Origin of the sequence: Affinundibacterium amnicola (assembly GCF_014284275.1) — a bacterium.
GTDB classification, from domain to species: Bacteria; Pseudomonadota; Gammaproteobacteria; order Burkholderiales; family Burkholderiaceae_D; genus Undibacterium; species Undibacterium amnicola.
This window is the reverse complement of the sequence record NZ_JACOFU010000004.1, coordinates 232299-253290: the sequence shown is the minus strand read 5'-3', so window position 1 is coordinate 253290 and position 20992 is coordinate 232299. Positions and strand designations below refer to the sequence as shown.

Below are 20992 nucleotides of genomic sequence, written 5' to 3'. Positions count from 1 at the left end.
ATCACCAGTCAATTCTGGTTAAAATGCATAGCACTTTCTGCGAGATCATCAATTGTTCGCAGGAATTTTTTCATATAACGATGAGGGAACTATCATGGCAATGGATGTAATCGATTATCAAATTTTTGGCGACGACATGCAATTCGTAGAGATCGAACTTGATCCGCGCGAAGCTGTGGTCGGTGAAGCTGGTTCTATGTTTTACATGGAAGACCAGATTCAGATGGAAACCATTTTTGGTGATGGTTCTGGTTCGCAAGGCGGTATCTTTGGCTCATTGTTAGGTGCGGGTAAACGCCTAATTACTGGTGAATCTTTGTTCACCACCGTTTACTCAAATCAAGGTAATAGCAAACGTAAAGTCGCATTTGGTGCGCCTTATCCCGGCAGAATTATTCCTATGCATCTGGATCAATTAGGTGGAACGATTTTGTGTCAGAAGGATGCTTTTTTATGTGCTGCGAAAGGCGTGTCTTTGGGCATTGCATTTCAAAAGCGCCTAGGAGCTGGCTTCTTCGGCGGTGAAGGTTTTATTTTGCAGAAACTTGAAGGTGACGGTCTCGCTTTTGTACATGCAGGTGGCGCATTGATCGCGAAAGATTTACAACCAGGAGAAACCTTACGCGTCGATACCGGTTGCGTGGTCGCGTTTACGAGCAACGTCGATTACGATATCCAATTCGTTGGTGGAGTGAAGACAGCTTTGTTTGGCGGTGAAGGGATTTTCTTTACTACACTGCGTGGCCCTGGCCGCGTTTGGTTGCAGTCTTTACCGTTGGCGCGCATGGCGAACCGTATCGTCGGGGCTTCTAAAATCGGTGGTAGTCGCGGTGGAGAAGAGGGGTCTGTATTGGGTGGGCTGGGTAATTTATTTGAGCGTAACTAGTCGATCGATTTGAAAAGCGGGGGACGAAGTCGAAGCCTCGCCTCCCGTTTTTTTTATTACTTCACGATTGCACTATCACATGAAGTTAGTTGGAAGTTGTTGAATACCCATGAGTAAATCATTGGTGGCGACGAAGTCAATAGCGATATTATCAGTGGAGAGTAGTGACAACTGTTGTGGCGCTGGTGGCACGGCAGGCAAGCTATTTCCAAACAAATCACTAATACCCGTACCAGAGGATTTCAAGTTCAATGCCAGATTGCCAGTGCCGGAAATCTGATTCATATATACGCGATAAGCGCCACCACTTAGTGCAATAATAGAACTCAGATTGGCGGTGGTCCCATCGTTGGAAGTGAGGAAGAAATCATCTAGGGTAACGCCGGTGACAGACTCGTTAAACTTCACAATATAACTACCCGTTGTGACGGTTGGGCGAGCCGAGCGCAGTGTTTCGATAGAAGTGATGTAAGGAACAACATCATCATCTAAATGGAGCGTGAGATTTTTAAAGAAACTCAAGCCATTGGCATCAGTCACTTGCACCGAGACCATGTAATCGCGTTCTGCCATCAAGGCAGGATTAATCACCTTGAGACTATTGCCAACGATCGTAAATTTCGCATTGTCGTTCGCAGCATTAGCGGCGCCCAGAGTAAAAGTGTGAATATCGCCAAGATTATTATCCACCGCTGACAAGATCCCCACTGTCGCATTTGCACCTTCTGACTGTGCAACACTTGCATCCGACAGCAAGATATTCGTTGGAGGCAGATTGACGGCAGTAGTGATGACCGTTGTCGCATTAGTGCTAGCGGGTCCCGCATGTTCATCACGCACGACAATAGTGAAGACGGTGGTTTCACTCGCATTGACAGCTAAACGGTTGGGATTCGGTTCAAACACTAAAGCACGTATAGCGGCTTGCATTGCAGCGGGAGTGACAGGGTCATGCAGATAAGAGAGTCCACCATCATTGGTATAAAAACCGCTCAGTGCGAGTGAATTACTGGTGAAACTACCTTTGGCAGGCGTATCGAGCGTGATGGTCGCTGTTTCTAATGCCCCAATATCCGGATCAGTGACGGTAATTGCGGTAAATGGTTGTATGCGAGTTTGATTATTGGTAGCTTGTGCGGCAAGCGCACCGCCAATAGTTGGCAGTGTATTGATGGTATCGATTACAAAATTTGCCGAACTATTGAAGCCAAGTCCGCTATTGCCAGCAAGATCAAGCACAGCAGAGGTATCAACGCTGATTTGATTGCTTAAATCGAACACCCCGAATGGTGGAGTGAAGGTCGCTGTCCAGGTTCTGCCACCATCGATAGAATTCACAGGTGATAATGCGCCAAGCGGAGCTGTCACGGGCAAGGTGATATCGGCATTATTAAAACTAGTCACGGCTTCATTAAAAGTGATAGTGACGATAGCACTGTCACTAAGACCCAGATTGCTGTCTGAAAGAGTAATGGTGGCACTGGGTCGCAGTGTATCGATAGCAAAGGAAGAACTAGTCGTGCTGCCGCTACCCGCATTCCCCGCCAGATCATTGAAGCCTGCGTGATTCAATGTGATGCTGTTGCTGGCGGCATTGACATTGCTATTTGGCGTGACGGTAGCCGTCCATGTGAGGCCTCCATTACTGGAGACAAAGTTCGAAAGACTACCGCTGCTGAAATTGAAATCACTCGCATCAAGATTAACGACCGCTTCGGTGAAATTAATGGTCATCGTCGAGGCGTCACCAATTTTCAGAACCGTGTCACTGATCTCGATTGGATTCGCGAGAGTCGGGGCGATACGATCGACTGCTATCGTGCTACCGTTAGTGAAGCCTGTACTTATTGTGTTGCCCTGCATATCGACGATGTTAGTTCCAGAGGATTTCAAATCTAGGCGTAAATTACCGTCACCAGCTACGTTGTTGAGGACAACTGTGTAGATCTTTCCGGAACCAGCAATGGAGGCGATGCTGGCTGACGCCGTGTTGGTAGCTGTGACAACAAAATCAGTGATATCAACACCAGAGACATTTTCACTAAAGGTAACCGTAAATGAGCAAGAAGCTGCGTTGGTGCTAACTAGGTCTGTAGGTGCAATGCTGCTGACCATCGGCATAACGCGATCGATCGTGTAGATCTGCCCGCTTGTGTACCCACCCGCTATTGCATTGCCAGCACTATCTGTGATGCCGGTTCCTGAACTCTTTAAATCTAATCTCAAAGTGCCGTCGCCGCTGATGCTATCTACGCGAACAGTCCAAGTGCTGTTGGATCCAAAGACGCTTGCAATATTACCGTTCGCCGTTCCTGTGCCAAAGAGTGCAAAATCGCCCAGGCTCACGCCACCATTGGCGATATTTTCTGAGAAAGTAATTTGAAAATCGACAGTGCTCGCATTGGTTGGTGTCGATGAAACACGATTGATACTCAGCACACTGGGAGCAACACCATCGACCAATATTCCTACGGTGCTTCCTACACTGTTTAAAGTCAGGGTCGCGTTATTGCCTGCGACATCAGTGATATTGCCACCATTGGCAGCGATACTTGTGCCTAGCGTAATGCCGTTTGTATCCGTGTTGCCATTGGCGATGGTGTAGCGGAAGGTTAATGCGGATGAATTGCTTCCACTCAGATAAGTCGCATTGACGGTGCCACCTGAGTCGAGCGTTACAGGTATTGAAGGAAGTCCGGTGACAACGACAGTCTCATTAAAATTAACCGTAAAATCCAGATGTTGACCGAGCGCATATGTGGCATTTGTTGGGACGCTAACGCTAGAGATAGTTGGTGTGCTGGTATCAAAAGCAAGTGCGAGGCTACTACCAGCAGCACTGCTATTGCCTACCGCATCTGTGTAGCTTCCAGATACAACACTGAGATTCGCTGATCCCTGGTTGGTGCCTGCAGTTGGCGTGAAGGTCGCTGAATAGCTGCTGCCTGAGCCACCGAAGTTACTTAAAATCCCTCCAGTAACCGCAACGTCATTAGCAGCAAAACCCGTGGCTGCTTCACTAAAATTGAAAGTAATGGTTGCTGTTTCACCTGCCTTGAGGTTGGTGTTACTGCTATTGATACTCAGTGTGGGCAGCTTGGTATCGACAACGAAATTGCTACTGTGAGTGATGCCGACGCCGGGTGTATTGGTTGAATTATAGGTGCCCGCCAAGTTGACCGAAATCTGGTTGTTAGCGCTTTCAAAATGAGCATTCGGTGTAAAGATAGCGGTGTAAGTGATGTTGTCGCTTGTTTGTAAACCTGACAGCACACCATTCGCAATATAAATGTCCGCACTTCCAAAGTCGGTGACCGCTTCGGAAAATGTAAATGTTAGCCCTTGGGTGTCGCCTGCTTTGAGTGTGGTTTGAGATAAATTGATACTGACCGTCGCTGGTGTACTGTAGGGTGTGACGGTACCGAGTATGCCGTTAATGCTAATACCATTGACACCTTGTGCATCACCTAAACTGGCAATGGTTCCGCCAAGACCACCAACGCCTTTGTTACCAGTACTAAGTGTAGTGACCGATGCGGCATCCATCAATAGCGTGCCTGTGGACCAGATCCCACCTATACCTTTCCCCCCAGCACCGCCGTTGCCAGTGCCTGAATAGTTGGCTGCCGCACCGCCACCGCCACCGCCGCCAGCTGCAATATTATTTGAAATTGTGCTGTTAGTGATTTTTAAAGTGCCGCTGTTAAAGATGCCGCCAACAGCACTCCCTCCAGCACCACCGACATAAATTCCGCCGCTTCCACCGCCACCGCCACCGATGGACATTGTGCCATTATTGGCCGTCGCACCAGCGCCACCGACGGTATAGGATGGACCGAGAAACATGACGGTTGCGCCACCGCCGGCACCTCCTGTATCGCTGCCACCAAAGCCGCCACGCTGACCACCATTTGTGCCAGAGCCATTGCCGCCATGGCCGGGACTTGGTGAAGTCGGCATTTCACCGACTCTGTCTTTACCACCGATACCACCTAGACCATCACCAAAGCCGCCACCGCCACCGCCGCCACCGCCTCGTGGATAACCTCCACCAGTGCCACCACCGCCGGACGCTTTATTTGCCGTAACCGTACTGTTGTTGATGACGAGTTCACCAGCGTTGTATATCCCCCCACCCGAACCATCAAAACCAGCTCTGCCTGGTCCTTCTACATTTCCTGTGTTATCGCCACCGTTCCCCGCAGCCAAACCATTAGTGATCACCAAGTTTTCTAAGCTAGCTTTGGCTCCGCTGGCTACGTTAAATACCCGTGTTAGATTTCCGCCATCAATGGTGACTGTGCCGCCACTATTGTTTTTGCTACCGATGATAGTGATGCTGTGCCCTGAGTCTGCTGCGATGTTGATGGTGTTGTTATTGGCAGTAAAGAGAATATCGCCAGTTAAAGTCAAGGTGTCATCAAGGCCATTGGCATTCGCCATTGCCATCGCCGCTTGCAAGCTGGCCAGATCGGAAGCGGATAGCGTCGCTGCGAGGTGATTCCAATCGATGATTTGTTCTGTGTTGATGAAGCTTTGTTTGCTGTCGATGCTGCCAGTGGATATCTCTAAAATCCAATCTCCGCCGCGTTCAGCTGTACCTGTATCGTTTGTCGACGCTGCGATATCTGCATTGGTAGCAAGCGCAAGTGCTTGAATGAAATTTTGTCCCTTAATGCCCGCTGCAACATTACAGCCATACAGTAGTAAGTCGCCGCTTGCGTTTAACGCGTTATTGATGACGTCTAATTCACTTTGATAGTTAGCCAGATTTGATTCATGTAAAGCCGCATTTCCCAATAAAAGTAAGCCATCAGCGCCGTGCGAGATAATCGATATCGAGTCGAGGTTTTGGTAGTCCTTTAATGCCGCTGCAATTTGTTGCAGACCATCTTGCGTTTTGTCGAGGATGACTACGGTGGTGCCAACTGGTACCGCAGCAAGCAATTGTTCGAAATCAGGAAGGCGGCTATCGATAAATACGATGGAATTTGTAGATGCGTGCGATTGCACTGGTAAGAGCAGTTCGCTGGCTGTCACTGATGCTTGTTTATTTTCTTGAGTTAATCCTGATGTTTTGTTGAAGTTCGCGGAAAATAGATTAAATGGTGATACGTGCAGCGTGGTCATAGCGATCTTTTCACTTAAAACAAATGGGATATGAATCAGGTAGTTTGCCGATATCGTGTTGGTGATGAATTGGCAATCAATTGGTAATACAAGTAAGCCTTTATTGGCAAAACAGCTTTCTCAGATCAAATCTTTGCTTCCAAAGTGTTCCATAGCATGAGCAAACAAGGCTTCACATTTACAAAGTTTTTACGAGATCAAATAGTTAGCAACTATGCTGTCTGTGAGTAGGAATTGTCTATAGTCTAATTAGACTAGCGATGGGTGTATGCCTATTGACAGGCTTCGCTTAAAACGGTTGTGAGTCGAACCGAATTTGATGACAGTGAAAAGAGTTTGGTATGGCGATACCTGAAGTTTTCTATCGCATCTGTTGCTTTGTCTGAGCAAGCATTAGTGAGAGCTGTGCATATAGTTGAGAAGGGGAGACAGGCTTATGCAGCAATGGCAGTGCTGATGTACTTGCTTCACGTAAGCGAACTGGTGCGGTATCGCCAGTCACCAAAATGGCAGGAATGTCGGCGTTGCAGAGCGTTCGCACCGCTTGAATGACCTCAGTTCCTTTGCAGTGATCGCGCAAACGGTAATCGCTGATAATCAGGTCAGGAACATTGGTTTCAGCAAGTGCGGTGGCTTCGTCAAGCGATGCAGCAAGATCACAATCACAACCCCACTCATTCAATAGAGAGGCCATTGCTTGGCGTACGATGGTGTCATCGTCGACGACCAAAATTCGTGCTTTGAGTGTGTGTGTAATGAATTGTGGCGTATCTTTTTCATCTTCAAGCACTGTCACGGAAGTCAGTGGTAATCGAATTTTAAATACGCTACCGCTGCCGAGGCGTGATGCTAGTTGTAATTCTAGACCTAGTATGTTGATCATCTTTTGAACAATCGAGAGCCCCAAACCTAAGCCTTTTTGACGATCACGCTCGCTGTTTCCTAATTGTTGGAATTCTTTGAAAATGTCTTCGAATGATGATTTGTCGATACCGATCCCGCTGTCCCATACCTCGAGACTGACTTCGGACTCTTTCTTTCTTGCCACGATCAGTACGCCACCTTTTGATGTGTAGCGAATCGCATTGCTGACCAGATTCCTGATCACCATTTCTACCAACGCCGGATCAGAATTGATCACATAATGCGTTTCCGGTGAACGATAAACTAAGCCCTTTATATAGGCTTGCGGTGCCAGTTCATTTTCGATTTTACTCAATAAATTTTGTAAGCGAAATGGTCGTATATGAGTCTCGACAACGCCCGCTTCGATGCGTGAGTAGTCGAGCAAGGTATGCAGCATTTCTGTCGTTGCATTCGCAGCTGCACAGATGCTTTGTACAAGCTCGCGTTGAGATTCCGATAGTTTGGTTGACTGTAAGACTTCTAGAAACAAACCTTGCGCATGAATTGGTTGGCGTAAATCATGGCTGGCAGCGGCCAAGAAATGCGATTTCTCGACGTTAGCGCGTTCAGCGGCAGCTTGTGCTTGTTCAGCATTTTTCTTTGCTAAATTTAACTGTTCAATCAAATCCAAATTTTCAAAGCGCAATTGTATTGATGCCCGCGCAGTTCTCGACGTATTGTAGGCCTGACCCATCAGGGTAATCGCGTACATTCCGACCGCGATGCCGATAGCCCAATATGCAGGATCGTTGAGTGTAATAACCGCATACACCATAGAGCCGAGTTCAAACAAAAGAAAGAGTGCAAATGCTGGTAGCACCGGCGATAAAATTGACATCGAGTTGGCGGCAATTCCAGCCAATACCGCCAATATCAACACGCTTCCTGCCGTCGTCGCGGTCTGCAAAGCTAGCCAAGCCAGCGCACCCCACACGGCTCCGTCAATTGCATGTAATATCATCAGACGCTTTTGTACGCTGACGATCTGATCTGGATTGATACCTTGTTGGATAAAACGTTTTGCATCATAAACATCGATTAACTTCGATAAGGTGACGGCGATGCACCAGATGCTGAGTCCAATTACATTGTGTTCATTTTTTAAGGTGAAGAACAGTACAAGTGCAACCAATATCCCCGGTAGCATTGAGCTGCCCAAGTTGCGCATTAATAATAATTGTAGTTCTATGCGGATTTTTTTTTCGACGGGATCGTAAGCATTCAGCATTTATGCGATTAATCCCATGCGACGTGCGGTGAATGCGGCTTCAGCACGATTTGATGCGTTTAATGCTGCCAGCAATACTTGAACGTGACAACGTACAGTATTTTCTGATAGATCGAGTTGGCGGGCGATCATTTTATTGGAAAGCCCTTTGCAAACCAAATCCAATACTTCGTATTGCCTGGGGGTGAGTAATTGCTTGTGGCTTGTTGACTTCAGTCCGAATTCTTTTGGTACCTTTGTTAATTGTGTTTCAGGTTCGTTTAACGCTTTAGTAATAATGCGCAAAATGTCATCGGCAGAGCTTGTTTTTGGTATGAAATATCGTGCACCTTTCTCCTGCGCGAGTTGTAAGGTCTCCAAAGAATTATCTGCTGAAATTACAATGATGGGTGTTTCAGGCCATTTTCGTTTTAAAAGTATTGCGCCCTCTAGTCCATTCAAACCCTGTAGTTTTACGTCTAATAAAATCAACGCTAGTACTGGATTTTGCACGCGTAAGGCATCTTCAAGAGAATCTGATTCTACTATTTCGACGCTCGTTAAACTATGGCTAATTAATGCTCTTAGTCCGCTACGGAATAAACTATGGTCATCAATCAGTAGAATAGTTTTGTTTGCCATGTAATTTAATTTATCGAATCAGAACAAAGTTGGTCGACAGAAATTGTAGTCGATTAAATGCTTGCATCGCAGCGGTACCTATTTTCCATTCTCGGCGCTATTAAGTTGGATGTTGTCGTTTGTGTGCTTTGAACCAAATTGGATAGAAAAACAAATAGAAACCCGTCAAACTAAGCCAGAGTAAAGATAGGCCTGTCATACTCATCACGAAGAGTTTGGTGAATTCTCCAAATACAGCAAAGCTGTGAATATCAGACCACAGTTGGTCGCCACGTAATCCAACATTCAGAACAGCGCCGGTAACTGCATCGATTTGGATTTCTCGGGGTGAGCTCCAATTATCTTTTGCTTCTAGACGAACTTTGTACATACGCTTGTTTGGGCGCAACTCTATACGGTTGATGTCGGTAACCTGTTGAGCCTCGGGAAGTTGTAGCGCAAGAATAATGCTAACGACATTTGATGCAGAAATTATCGTGTTGATGTCGCCTGCAGCTCCGCTTTTGCTACTTGGCTGAAGATATTCTAGGTGAGATTTAAACGCGATAAAACTGCCGCTAATTGAAATAATTACGGCAAACAGAACTAAGATGATTCCTGACCATTTATGTATTTTGCGAGAAAATTTAGCAAATTTCAGTGACGCAGCAGCTTTTTTTTGCACACGGTAGTCTTGAGCACTATGGTTGTTTTGAGTGGAAGGAAGCATGCTTTTACTTTAATCGTATATAGGAGTGATCGACATCGGGCTGGCATTTTCAGTAGCATGATCTCGACTGAACGTATTCAACGATTGCTGTGATAAGTTGAATCTGGTTGACTGCGTCAGATTTGTCGATACTTGAAAAGTTCCTGCGGATAAGCATAAGAGGATATCGCGCCTATTTTTGAGGGTAGGCTATTGTATGGCAGATTGATTGAATTGGGAGTGATGACTTCAGTAGCCTTGACATGAAGCTAGGTTAAATACTGCGTTGCGACGCGGTCAAATGTATGACCGCGCCGTAGTGATCGCTCTTTACATCCAAAAATGCTCTTGTTGTTGAATACCCATGAGTAAATCATTGGTGGCGACGAAGTCAATAGCGATATTATCAGTGGAGAGTAGTGACAACTGTTGTGGCGCTGGTGGCACGGCAGGCAAGCTATTTCCAAACAAATCACTAATACCCGTACCAGAGGATTTCAAGTTCAATGCCAGATTGCCAGTGCCGGAAATCTGATTCATATATACGCGATAAGCGCCACCACTTAGTGCAATAATAGAACTCAGATTGGCGGTGGTCCCATCGTTGGAAGTGAGGAAGAAATCATCTAGGGTAACGCCGGTGACAGACTCGTTAAACTTCACAATATAACTACCCGTTGTGACGGTTGGGCGAGCCGAGCGCAGTGTTTCGATAGAAGTGATGTAAGGAACAACATCATCATCTAAATGGAGCGTGAGATTTTTAAAGAAACTCAAGCCATTGGCATCAGTCACTTGCACCGAGACCATGTAATCGCGTTCTGCCATCAAGGCAGGATTAATCACCTTGAGACTATTGCCAACGATCGTAAATTTCGCATTGTCGTTCGCAGCATTAGCGGCGCCCAGAGTAAAAGTGTGAATATCGCCAAGATTATTATCCACCGCTGACAAGATCCCCACTGTCGCATTTGCACCTTCTGACTGTGCAACACTTGCATCCGACAGCAAGATATTCGTTGGAGGCAGATTGACGGCAGTAGTGATGACCGTTGTCGCATTATTGCTAGCGGTTCCCGCATGTTCATCACGCACGACAATAGTGAAGACGGTGGTTTCACTCGCATTGACAGCTAAACGGTTGGGATTCGGTTCAAACACTAAAGCACGTATAGCGGCTTGCATTGCAGCGGGAGTGACAGGGTCATGCAGATAAGAGAGTCCACCATCATTGGTATAAAAACCGCTCAGTGCGAGTGAATTACTGGTGAAACTACCTTTGGCAGGCGTATCGAGCGTGATGGTCGCTGTTTCTAATGCCCCAATATCCGGATCAGTGACGGTAATTGCGGTAAATGGTTGTATGCGAGTTTGATTATTGGTAGCTTGTGCGGCAAGCGCACCGCCAATAGTTGGCAGTGTATTGATGGTATCGATTACAAAATTTGCCGAACTATTGAAGCCAAGTCCGCTATTGCCAGCAAGATCAAGCACAGCAGAGGTATCAACGCTGATTTGATTGCTTAAATCGAACACCCCGAATGGTGGAGTGAAGGTCGCTGTCCAGGTTCTGCCACCATCGATAGAATTCACAGGTGATAATGCGCCAAGCGGAGCTGTCACGGGCAAGGTGATATCGGCATTATTAAAACTAGTCACGGCTTCATTAAAAGTGATAGTGACGATAGCACTGTCACTAAGACCCAGATTGCTGTCTGAAAGAGTAATGGTGGCACTGGGTCGCAGTGTATCGATAGCAAAGGAAGAACTAGTCGTGCTGCCGCTACCCGCATTCCCCGCCAGATCATTGAAGCCTGCGTGATTCAATGTGATGCTGTTGCTGGCGGCATTGACATTGCTATTTGGCGTGACGGTAGCCGTCCATGTGAGGCCTCCATTACTGGAGACAAAGTTCGAAAGACTACCGCTGCTGAAATTGAAATCACTCGCATCAAGATTAACGACCGCTTCGGTGAAATTAATGGTCATCGTCGACGTCTCTCCGATTCTTAGGGCTGCGTCGGAAAAACTCATGTTGCCGGATACACCTGGCCGAGTTGTGTCAATACTGTAGTTGGGACCGCTGGAATTTCCGCTACCAGCATTGCCTGCCAAGTCTGTGAGCGCGCTGAGATTGAGCGTTAAACTGTTGATGCTATCAGTGGTATTTGCTGATGCGTTTAGGTTCGCAGTCCAAGTGATGCCGCCATCTGCGCTAATTAAATTTGATAGCGTGGCGTTGTCGACATTCACATCAGTCGTTGTGAAGTTATTGACAGCTTCGCTAAACACAAAACTTACTAGCGCAGTGTCGCCGATTTTTAAGGCCGTATCAGAAATGGTAATCGCACTTGCCAATACTGGTCGGTCTGTATCAACCACATAATTAGATGAGGTTGCCGTTCCACTACCCGCATTGCCAGCTAGATCGGTGATACCGCTGTAGTCGAGAGTTAAGTTGTTGAGATAATCAGTGGTCGTATTTGGTGTTAGTGTTGCTGTCCACGTTAAACCACTGTCAGTAGTAACTAAATTCGATAATATGCCGTTCGGGCTGAGAACATCGGTGGTCGTGAAATTCGCAACTGCCTCGGAAAAGTTAAAGGTAACTAAAGCTGTATCACCAATCTTCAGTGCGGTGTCAGAAATGGTGATTGCCGAAGCTAAAATCGGGCGGGTAGTATCAATTTGGTAGTTAGGACTGGTAGTAGTGCCGCTGCCAGAATTACCTGCTAAGTCTGTAACGCCACTTAGTGTGAGCGTGATGGTATTGTTGACATCCGTTATGTTGCTTGACGGTGTCAATGTGCCTGTCCAAGTTAGACCGCCATTGGATGAGGCTAAACCATCAATCATTCCGTTTTCAACGTTTATATCATCAGTAGTCAAACCAGTGATTGGTTCAGAGAACGTGAAGGTAATTGTCGAGGTTTCATCGATGATTAATGCATTGTCACTGATCGCGATTGGCAAAGCCAACGTTGGCGCTATGCGGTCAACTGTGATGACAGAACCACTGGTAAAGCCCGCACTGATCGGATTGCCAAATGTATCGATAATCCCAGTGCCTGAGGACTGTAAATCCAATCGCAAAGTACCGTCACCGTCGATGTTATCGACAACGATGGTGTACACATTACCGCTACCTGAAATCGACGCGACATTGGCCGTTGCTGAGTTGGTGCTTGTGATCGTAAAGTCAGAAATATCAACGCCACTGACATTTTCACTGAATGTCACCGTGTAAGAACTAGACGTCCCATTTGTGCTCGCGGAGCCTGCTGGAACAATGCTGCTAACGCTAGGCGTTACGCGATCCACGGTATAGGTCTGACCAGCAGTAAATCCTGCAGTGATCGCATTGCTCGCACTATCGATTATTCCTGTGCCAGCGCTGTTCAAGTCTAAACCTAGGGTACCTACACCAGTCACACCACTGACTGTGACTGTATAGGTACTACCGCTGCCGCTGATTGCGGAGATGGTACCGTTGGCACTACCTGTCCTGTTCAATGCAAAATCACCGATATCGACATTGCTGATATTTTCGCTGAACACCACATCAAAAGTGAGAATGCTGGCATTGGTGTTGTCGCTTTGTGCACGCGTGATGGTGTTGACGGCAGGTGCGGTACGGTCAAAGCTGTAACTTTGTCCACCGCTAAAGCCTCCTGCGATAGGATTGGTGAGAGAATCAACAATGCCAGTCAAACTGCCGTTCAAATCTAAGCGCAAGGTGCCTTCACCTGTTAGGCTATTCACAGTCACGGTGTAAGTCGTACCGCTGCCGCTCACTGAGGCGATGTTTCCGGCTGCACCACCATTCGTGGTCAAGCTAAAATCCGAGGTGCCAACACCAGTGACACTTTCAGCAAAGGTGACAGTGAAACTGACACTGGTGGCGTTTGTCGGATCGCTTGCAGCCCGGACGATACTAGTTACGCTAGGTGGGAGTGTATCGCCAGTCAAAGCTGCGTTCGGGGTACTTGCTAGGTTAACCTCAGTGTCGGCATTGGTGAATGTGCCTGCACCAATACTGACACTACCACTCAGACTTTGCGTATCTGCTGTTGGTGTGAACAATGCCGTATAGAGTGTATCGTCAACACCATCGACCATCAGATCGCTGATGGTACCGCCACTGACACTGATATCGCTGTCGGTGAAGCCAACTGGTGCTTCGCTAAATTGGAATTGGATGAGCGCAGTATCGCCCGCTTTTAACGGCCCTGCATTGGTACTGATAGCAACGCTTGGATTGGTCGTGACACTAATTGTCAGGCTTGCCGTGTTCGAGTTAGCAGCACCATCATTCACTTGAATATTTAAAACGCGATCTGCTTTAATATCGGTGGCATCAAAAGTAATATTTTGCAATAGTGTAGAAATACGTGCGGGCGTTGCTTGCGCATTGAAATTGATAATCAGGTTGTCACTTCCCGCACCTGTGCCGCCAGTAGCGATGCTGCCAATCACTTGTCCGCCTATGGTGATCGAACTTGCAACGGCCATGTTATTCGAGAGTGTTACACCGGAGCCGGTGCGAATGGCCACACTATCGCCAACTTGACGTCCTGAGCCGAATGCTACGGTCAAACTGCCGCCATTAAAATTGGCATTATCTTCATCCGTGACTGTGGCCACGCTTGCGAGGTCAATTAATATCGCCGATGCACTGGCCAATACAGATTGATTATCTGCTGCGGATAATCCCACAATCGTGGGTGCATCATTAACATTGGTGACAGTGATTGCCAGCGTTTGTGTGTCTGTCAAGCTGCCATCTGATGCGGTCACAATCACATCGTAAATGTTGTTGCCACCGTTGTCGGCAGGCGTTTCGAAATTTGGTGTGGTCTTAAACGTCAACGTGCCATTGGATGCGTTGATATCAAACAATGCGGCATCTGTACCTGATACGCTGTAAGTGAGTGTGGTCGCGGCATCGACGTCGTTTGCGGTTACTGTTGTTACCGCTAGTTGATTTTCTGCAGCGCTGGTGCTGCCACTGCTGCCGCCACCATTACTCGTAATCACAGGATGCTCGTTGACGTTGGTCACAGTCACGGCAATCGCTTGACTATCGGAGGCAAGTCCATCGGACGCCGTGATAGTCACATCGTAGACATTATTTCCACCCGCATCGCTTGGGCTTTCAAAATTAGGCGCGGTAATAAAAGTTAACACACCTGTGGTCGGATGAATATTGAATAAGGCCGCGTCTGCACCTGATTTTGAATAGGTAATGGTTTGTCCGACATCGGGATCTGCGGTTGTGAATGTCATCACCGCGGTTTGATTTTCTGCCGCATTGGCAGTCGCGCTTGCGGCACTGCTATTGTTATTGATGCTTGGGGCATCATTGATTGAGGTCGCAATCGCATTGGTTGCTGTGTTTGCGCGGCCATCACGAACGCCATCACCAGGAGTTAAGGTGAAGGTCGTTTGTACCGTGCTGTTTGGTACGATTTGATTTTCTGTCGGTGTGAAAACTAGTGCGCGTAGCTCGGTATTGAGGGTGGTCAATGAGGTGGTCGATAGTTCCAACACGTAGTTACCCGCCGTGCCGCTTAGTCCCGTTCCACTTAAACTACCGTTGGCTGCGTTGTAGGTAATGGTAACTTTACCTGTCACCGAGTCGACATCACTCACGGTCAAATTGGCGAACGGTAGGATGTTGGTTTTATCGGTCAATGCGCCACTAGTCGTGAAAGTTCCTGCGATGGTCGGCGGGTAGTCAACTGGAATAGTGAACGCTGAGCCATAGGTCACCACCGAAACTGCGCCACTGGTGACTAGGCCATTTGCGTTGGTAACCGAGCCAGTAATCCAAGCACTGGTGATATTACCGTCCTCCGAAAGACTTGGTATGCTGGCAACTTTGTCGGCGTCTGCGATCGACTGTGTTGTGGTTCCCGCACTAGGATTGAAACCGTCAACAAAATAACCAAGTTTGGCGGTGTCGGTGCTACCACCCACCGCCAGATAGTCACCAGATAAGGAGAGTTCGACTGCGCGTAAGTTAGCGACGGGAATCGTACTCGCGACTGTTAAGCCAAGACTGCCATCTGCACCCAAGGTTTGTACGTAGTAAGAACTGGCGGTATTGCCGACACCAGCAACGATGTCGTTGCCAAACAAATCGAAACCGCCGCCGTACATCGGCGCGATCACTGCGGCAGATTGGTAATACGCTGTATTGTAGATTCCAACTGCAACATCGGAAGCATTCCATAACTTCACTTGGCTAGGCGTATAAACATCGTTACTACTGATAGGGACAGCGATATTGCCATGCATATCAATGGCAGCATTCTGCACAACTGGGCTAGTGCTGGCGAATGCTTCAGAGTAACGCGCACCTGAAATGGCACCAGCAGAAGTGTAGCGCTGGAATTCTAGCGATACCGCATTGGTATTGGTGTCGAGAACTGTCCATAACAATACAAAGCCGCCATCGTTGCTGGCTAAGACTTTAGCGGATGGATTGACCGAGCTGGTGAAGCCGATAGGTGCGGTAATCGATTGCGAAACGCCGGCATTGTTGTACATTTGGATGCCGTAACCATCATTGGAATACGAGGACACGACGAAACCACCATTGCGTAAAGCGACAATCGATGCTGCATCATTGGTTTGTATGCTGTTGCTATTATTATTCGTGCCGCCATTATTATTGACGACCGTGGCAACGGTGCCAGTCAGTGCTATCGTGGATGTGTTGCCTAGGGTATCGACGATAACGACACTCAGATAGTCCAAATTCGCCATACCATAATAGTCGGCTTTGTTATTGGCTTGTAATACGACACGGCTGCCATTATCTAATTCGACTGCACCAAGCATCGCGAGCTGAGTAGTTCCTGGTGTGGTGTGGATGTAATCGTTACCGGTTGCAATCGCTTCTTCATTGCTAGCAGTGATTATTCCTGCCAGACTTTGTTGATAGTCACTGAGACTGAGCGCAACTGCATGTGTGGCATTTTGTATGCCTGCGTGGGTCGCTAAAAATTGACCGTTTGGCGAAGCGAACACTTCCATTTGCCAATCGCCACCCAAGGCAATTGCACCTGTGGTATTGGACGACGCGCCAACCGTGACTCCTGTTGCAGATGCAAACTGACTGACGAAATTTTGTCCACTACTACCATCGGCGAGGTCGCAACCATACACCAAGATCATGCCATCCTTCACTAAGCTGCTACCTATCGTTTTTAACATCGCCAGTGATGTGGCGGTGGTAATGGTGCTTGAATTTAAGTAGCTGGAACCTAGTTGTAAACTTGCTGGACTGGCATGAGAAAATAAATGTAATGCCGTCACCGCAGGATATTGCGCTAGAGTTGCAGCGATCTCTGCCAAGCCATCGCTAGCGCTATCTATTAAGACTATTGTCATCGTAGGCGATAAGGCTGCGATGATCTGTTGATAGTCTTTCAGGCGGGTGTCAATCACTGCCAATTGCACGCTATTTGCCAGAGTCATTTCTGTTGTCGCTTGAGATTCTAGTTTCATTTTCTAACCATGATGAAGGCACTACATTGTCTTGTATGAATGGTGTGGAACACCTGTTACATGTCTTGTTTACCAGCATTTATTACTAGAGGGGTCGTTTGGTCGCCACTTTCATGTGTATGCCGCCGAAGGAATTGGTGCCTGGCAAAGAGAAGAGATGCAAATCGCCATCGACCACGCCTGAACCTGCCGAATTCTTGGCAACTCTGCGCTCTAGTTCGACTACATTGCTGCTGGTGCTGATACTGATGTTGTATTGCACATTACTCAAATCGAGCTCATCAGGATTTTGAATAATTTTGGTCGGGCTAAAGCCGACGAAATTGCTAGGCGCCGTGTTGCTTGTGTCGCCAAAGGCAAACACATACTTAATATTTTTGTTGCCAGTAAACCGTATCGAACAATCTAGCCCAGAAATACTCACCGGATACACCACGCCTGTGGTTAAGGGTACACCTGCACCAGGTAAGAACGCGGTATCAACGACGCCGTCATAGCTGCCTTGCATGGCGGTAAATAATTCTTTGACCGTACCATTGCAAACGAATCCTGGTGTCGCTTGCACATTATTCGTGCCTGGGCTAGAACTACTACCACCACCGCCACAAGCACTGAGTGTCAGAAGCGCGAAGCTCAGCACTGATATATTGAAATGAAAACGAGCCATACTCACACACCATTCTTAAAATTATCAAAAAATTGAAGCGACTAAAGTTTTGCTTCAAAATATAGTTGGATCTTTGACCCAAACAATTCGCTTGTTCAGCTGTCCGACTAACTATCCGACGGTGCTGCTTCGCCTTTCGTACTCAACGAGGAGGAAAAACACCTTGCATTGCAATTGCGAAATACATCGTTAAATATGGCTGCATATTGTTATGTGGCAAACCTCCACCGACTGGCGCCAGCGTACTTGGACTCATTGTCGCATTAGCACCGCTAATTGGCGTGTATAAAGGGACACCTTTGGCGCCAATCGCTAAAGCATTGTTTGCAGGTGATATAGCATTACCTGCGGCATCACTTGCTTTCATCAGATGGTTGTGTGACGGGATTTCCGTTTCTAGTAAGCTGACGGCTTCTGTGCCAGCAGACTCACCTAAATCATGCAAAGATAATCCAGGACCTTGACCAGGGTGCATGGGGGCGCGACCTTGAAGATCTGGTAACGCAAAATTACTTTCGCCGTTGCCACCGTAAGTGGTACCTAGCAGGGAAAATAATGCGGTGTTTTGTGAGAGTGGAAGTAATTGTCCATCACAAAAAGCCCAGCCTTGTGGTGCAAAGTTAAAAGGGAAAATGCGGATTTCAGCAACAAATGGATCTGCCATGATTGAGCCTTAATTAGGACTCGGGAATATCCCGAATAAAGAAATAATATAATCAACACAGAGATACGGCATCATGTTGTCGTGTGGCTGGCTTCCGCCAGTCGAATTGATGACTGCTGCATTCATGTCCAGCGTTAACGCAGGAACCCCAGTCGAGTAGGCTTTGATCGTACCCCCAGCTAACATTTTTGAACCTGGAATCGTATGTGTTGCATTGCCGTTTGGTGCGGACGCAGTGGGTGCTTTAGCCAGCACTGTGTGACTATGCGCCGGTATTTGATTGACTGTTAGTGTAACAGTCTCGACTCCACCCGTTTCCGCTAATACATAGCCAGATCCTTGGTGTATCGGCAATCTGCCACGCATATCAGGTAATGCAAAAGTAGATTCACCGTCGCCACCATAGGTGGTGCCGATGAGTTGAAATAGGGTCTCATTTTCGGAAATTGGAAGCAGTTGACCCTCGCAAAACATCCAGCCTGCAGGGGCAAAGTTGCCAGCAAAAATGCGAATTTCACCAACATAAGGTTGTGCCATTTTTTGCCTCTTGTCTTAGGTAGGTGATGGAAAAATGCCTTGCAGAGCAATGCAAAAATTCAGGGTTAAAAAAGGCTGCAAATTAGTGTGTGCTTGTGATCCACCTATGGTGCTTGTGGTATTTTGTGTTGCACTAGTGGTTTCATATACATTGCCAGGTGACTCATCAGAATACATAGGACTTTCCGCTTGTCCTAAGGTGGCACTGACGGGTCTGGCTAAATTTGCGCGTTTGTTCGAAACATTGATCAGGTGCGTGTGAGTTGGCATTTCACTTTGCGAGATTGTGTGGGCTGCTGCGCCACCTTGTTGACCAAGGGTAAAGCCATTGCCGACATGGATCGGTACCCGACCTTGAAGATTCGGTAAGGCAAAATTCACTCGCCCATCACCGCCAAATGTCGTTCCCAATAAAGAGAACAAACCTTGATTTTGATTGATAGGTAGAAGTTGCCCATTGCATAGGGCCCATCCTCGCGGAGCGAAAACGAAACTGAATATTCTGGTTTCTGATAAAAATGGTTCTGCCATAAAATCCTCTTAAATTGGTGTCGAGCTGACATTGTCTGCTTGATAGATATTATTTGATACTTGGCGGTTATTCAAAGATGCGACTGGCTTCACAACAAAAATATAAGCGCCCCGTTCTTCAATCTCATCAAAGCCTAAGCGAGCATATAAACGACGCGCAGGGTTACTGTATTCGACGTGAGCGCTAATACTGAGTTGTTTGGTATCCGCTTCAGTGATTAACTGTTGTAGGAGAAAGGTTCCTATTCCTTGATTGCAATATGCTGGCAATAAATTGATGTCGATAATCCGCATTTCTTCGAGACCACGATGTACGTATAAACGTCCAATTACTTTGGAATCTCGCATCACACAATCAAATTGTGCTTGTTTGAAATAAGTCTGATAATGCGTATGCTGCGCGTCAAATTGCATCGCCAAAAACTGCTGTTTCTGCTCATTAGAAAAAGGAAAAAATTTCATCTCCTCCGCGCGGGAGGAATAATAAATCTCACGCAGCATAGGCATGTCCACTTCTTCAATGGGACGCAGGCTATATGTGAGTGAGGAGATCGCGTGGCTCATAAATAATGAAATCTTTGCAGAGTGTGAGCGTAAAAACGGCGTTAACCGAATACAACTTCGTACTGGGATTTGTCAGAATTCTGATCACCAATTTGCGTCATGAACACTTTCATATCACCAAGTTTTGGGTGTTTGACATCATAGATCTCAGCGGGTAACTGTAGGCCTTGTTGGGCGGAGAATTGCAAGCTGAAAGGCTCGCGGCGCACAGTCGCCGGACGAGGGTCCGCATCGCGAGCATGTGAGGTTGCGTTAGTTAGTTGCATGTGAACTTTATGAATGCCAGCGCCAACTAAAAAATTTTGCCCTAACAGCTGGGTAAAGTCTTGCAGGCCGAAACTACGCAAGCAGAGATGATCTGCATTACTGAAATTGGCTGTGCAACTTGGCAAAACCTCGAGCTCCATTAATGCATTTGCTAAGGAGCTTGGCGCCGTCATTGAGGTAAGTGCCAGAGCACCGCCAAATAAAATAAAACCACGACGCGCTAGATTTTGCTTACTCGACATCTTGATACTCCATTCTCTTCAAAAATTAATTGAATATGGCTTGATAGCACATATGCTTACTGACACGATCAGGGCCGATTGGTACGATAAATAGCTCAAATTGACCAACTGTCGGATGTGTAAAGCTGTAGATTTTTTGCGGCAAGTGCGTTTGATTTTGGCACTCAAAAATAATTGAAAAATGTTCTTTTGGGTGACTTGGTGTACTGACTGCGCTTTCTAACAAAGTTGATACCGATGTTAGCACCAAATTTTCATTGGAACCGCCATCAATCTGCACGCGGAAGTTGTGCCTGAGGCAATCGCAAAACGTCTGATGAGAAGGCAAATTCATTATAATTATCAAAAAATAAATCAGTCGTAATCTTATTGCGAATACGATTGGTAGTCAAGGTTAAGTCTATGTTTTTAAAGGGTAAATTCACTTTTTTGTGAAAATTTTTAAAAAGATGAATGAAAGGTAAATAGTTAAATTTACTTTATTTTCCATGTGGAAATAAATTCGTGTTACTTGGCCATTTTGCGTTTTGTCGAAAATCTAAATTT

General features: G+C 46.8%; 13 protein-coding genes. 1 reads left to right on the top strand and 12 read right to left on the bottom strand.

Annotated elements, in window-relative coordinates:
- The first annotated feature begins 94 nt into the window (after window positions 1-94).
- On the top strand, window positions 95-886 hold the full coding sequence (locus H8K33_RS11640; protein ID WP_186891205.1) for a TIGR00266 family protein: 792 nt from the start codon (window positions 95-97) through the stop codon (window positions 884-886).
- A 75-nt stretch (window positions 887-961) separates the two neighbouring features.
- Here H8K33_RS11640 and H8K33_RS11635 read toward each other — a convergent pair whose 3' ends face one another.
- From H8K33_RS11635 to H8K33_RS11580, 12 genes are all read right to left on the bottom strand, one after another.
- Window positions 962-6016, bottom strand: a complete 5055-nt coding sequence (locus H8K33_RS11635; protein ID WP_186891204.1) for an Ig-like domain-containing protein — start codon at window positions 6014-6016, stop codon at window positions 962-964.
- Window positions 6017-6377: 361 nt separating this feature from the next.
- On the bottom strand, window positions 6378-8150 hold the full coding sequence (locus H8K33_RS11630) for an ATP-binding response regulator (protein ID WP_186891203.1): 1773 nt from the start codon (window positions 8148-8150) through the stop codon (window positions 6378-6380).
- Window positions 8151-8771, bottom strand: coding sequence for a response regulator (locus tag H8K33_RS11625; protein WP_186891202.1), 621 nt, complete (start codon window positions 8769-8771; stop codon window positions 8151-8153).
- Between the two features lie 100 nt (window positions 8772-8871).
- On the bottom strand, window positions 8872-9435 hold the full coding sequence (locus H8K33_RS11620; RefSeq protein ID WP_186891201.1) for a PepSY domain-containing protein: 564 nt from the start codon (window positions 9433-9435) through the stop codon (window positions 8872-8874).
- 354 nt (window positions 9436-9789) lie between these two features.
- Complete coding sequence (locus H8K33_RS11615; protein WP_186891200.1) at window positions 9790-16974, bottom strand: Ig-like domain-containing protein; 7185 nt, start codon at window positions 16972-16974, stop codon at window positions 9790-9792.
- Window positions 16975-17059: 85 nt separating this feature from the next.
- Window positions 17060-17641, bottom strand: coding sequence for a hypothetical protein (locus H8K33_RS11610; protein WP_186891199.1), 582 nt, complete (start codon window positions 17639-17641; stop codon window positions 17060-17062).
- Between the two features lie 142 nt (window positions 17642-17783).
- Entirely contained in the window at window positions 17784-18305 is a 522-nt protein-coding gene (locus H8K33_RS11605) for a phage tail protein (protein WP_186891198.1), read from the bottom strand.
- 9 nt (window positions 18306-18314) lie between these two features.
- Window positions 18315-18842: a phage tail protein gene (locus H8K33_RS11600; RefSeq protein ID WP_186891197.1), complete on the bottom strand. Its 528-nt coding sequence runs from the start codon at window positions 18840-18842 to the stop codon at window positions 18315-18317.
- Between the two features lie 15 nt (window positions 18843-18857).
- On the bottom strand, window positions 18858-19373 hold the full coding sequence (locus H8K33_RS11595; RefSeq protein WP_186891196.1) for a phage tail protein: 516 nt from the start codon (window positions 19371-19373) through the stop codon (window positions 18858-18860).
- Between the two features lie 9 nt (window positions 19374-19382).
- Complete coding sequence (locus H8K33_RS11590) at window positions 19383-19937, bottom strand: GNAT family N-acetyltransferase (protein ID WP_186891195.1); 555 nt, start codon at window positions 19935-19937, stop codon at window positions 19383-19385.
- 41 nt (window positions 19938-19978) lie between these two features.
- Window positions 19979-20446, bottom strand: coding sequence for a DUF6916 family protein (locus H8K33_RS11585; protein ID WP_186891194.1), 468 nt, complete (start codon window positions 20444-20446; stop codon window positions 19979-19981).
- Between the two features lie 25 nt (window positions 20447-20471).
- A complete protein-coding gene (locus H8K33_RS11580; RefSeq protein ID WP_186891193.1) occupies window positions 20472-20780 on the bottom strand; it encodes a DUF6916 family protein in 309 nt (102 codons plus the stop codon).
- Window positions 20781-20992: the final 212 nt, after the last annotated feature.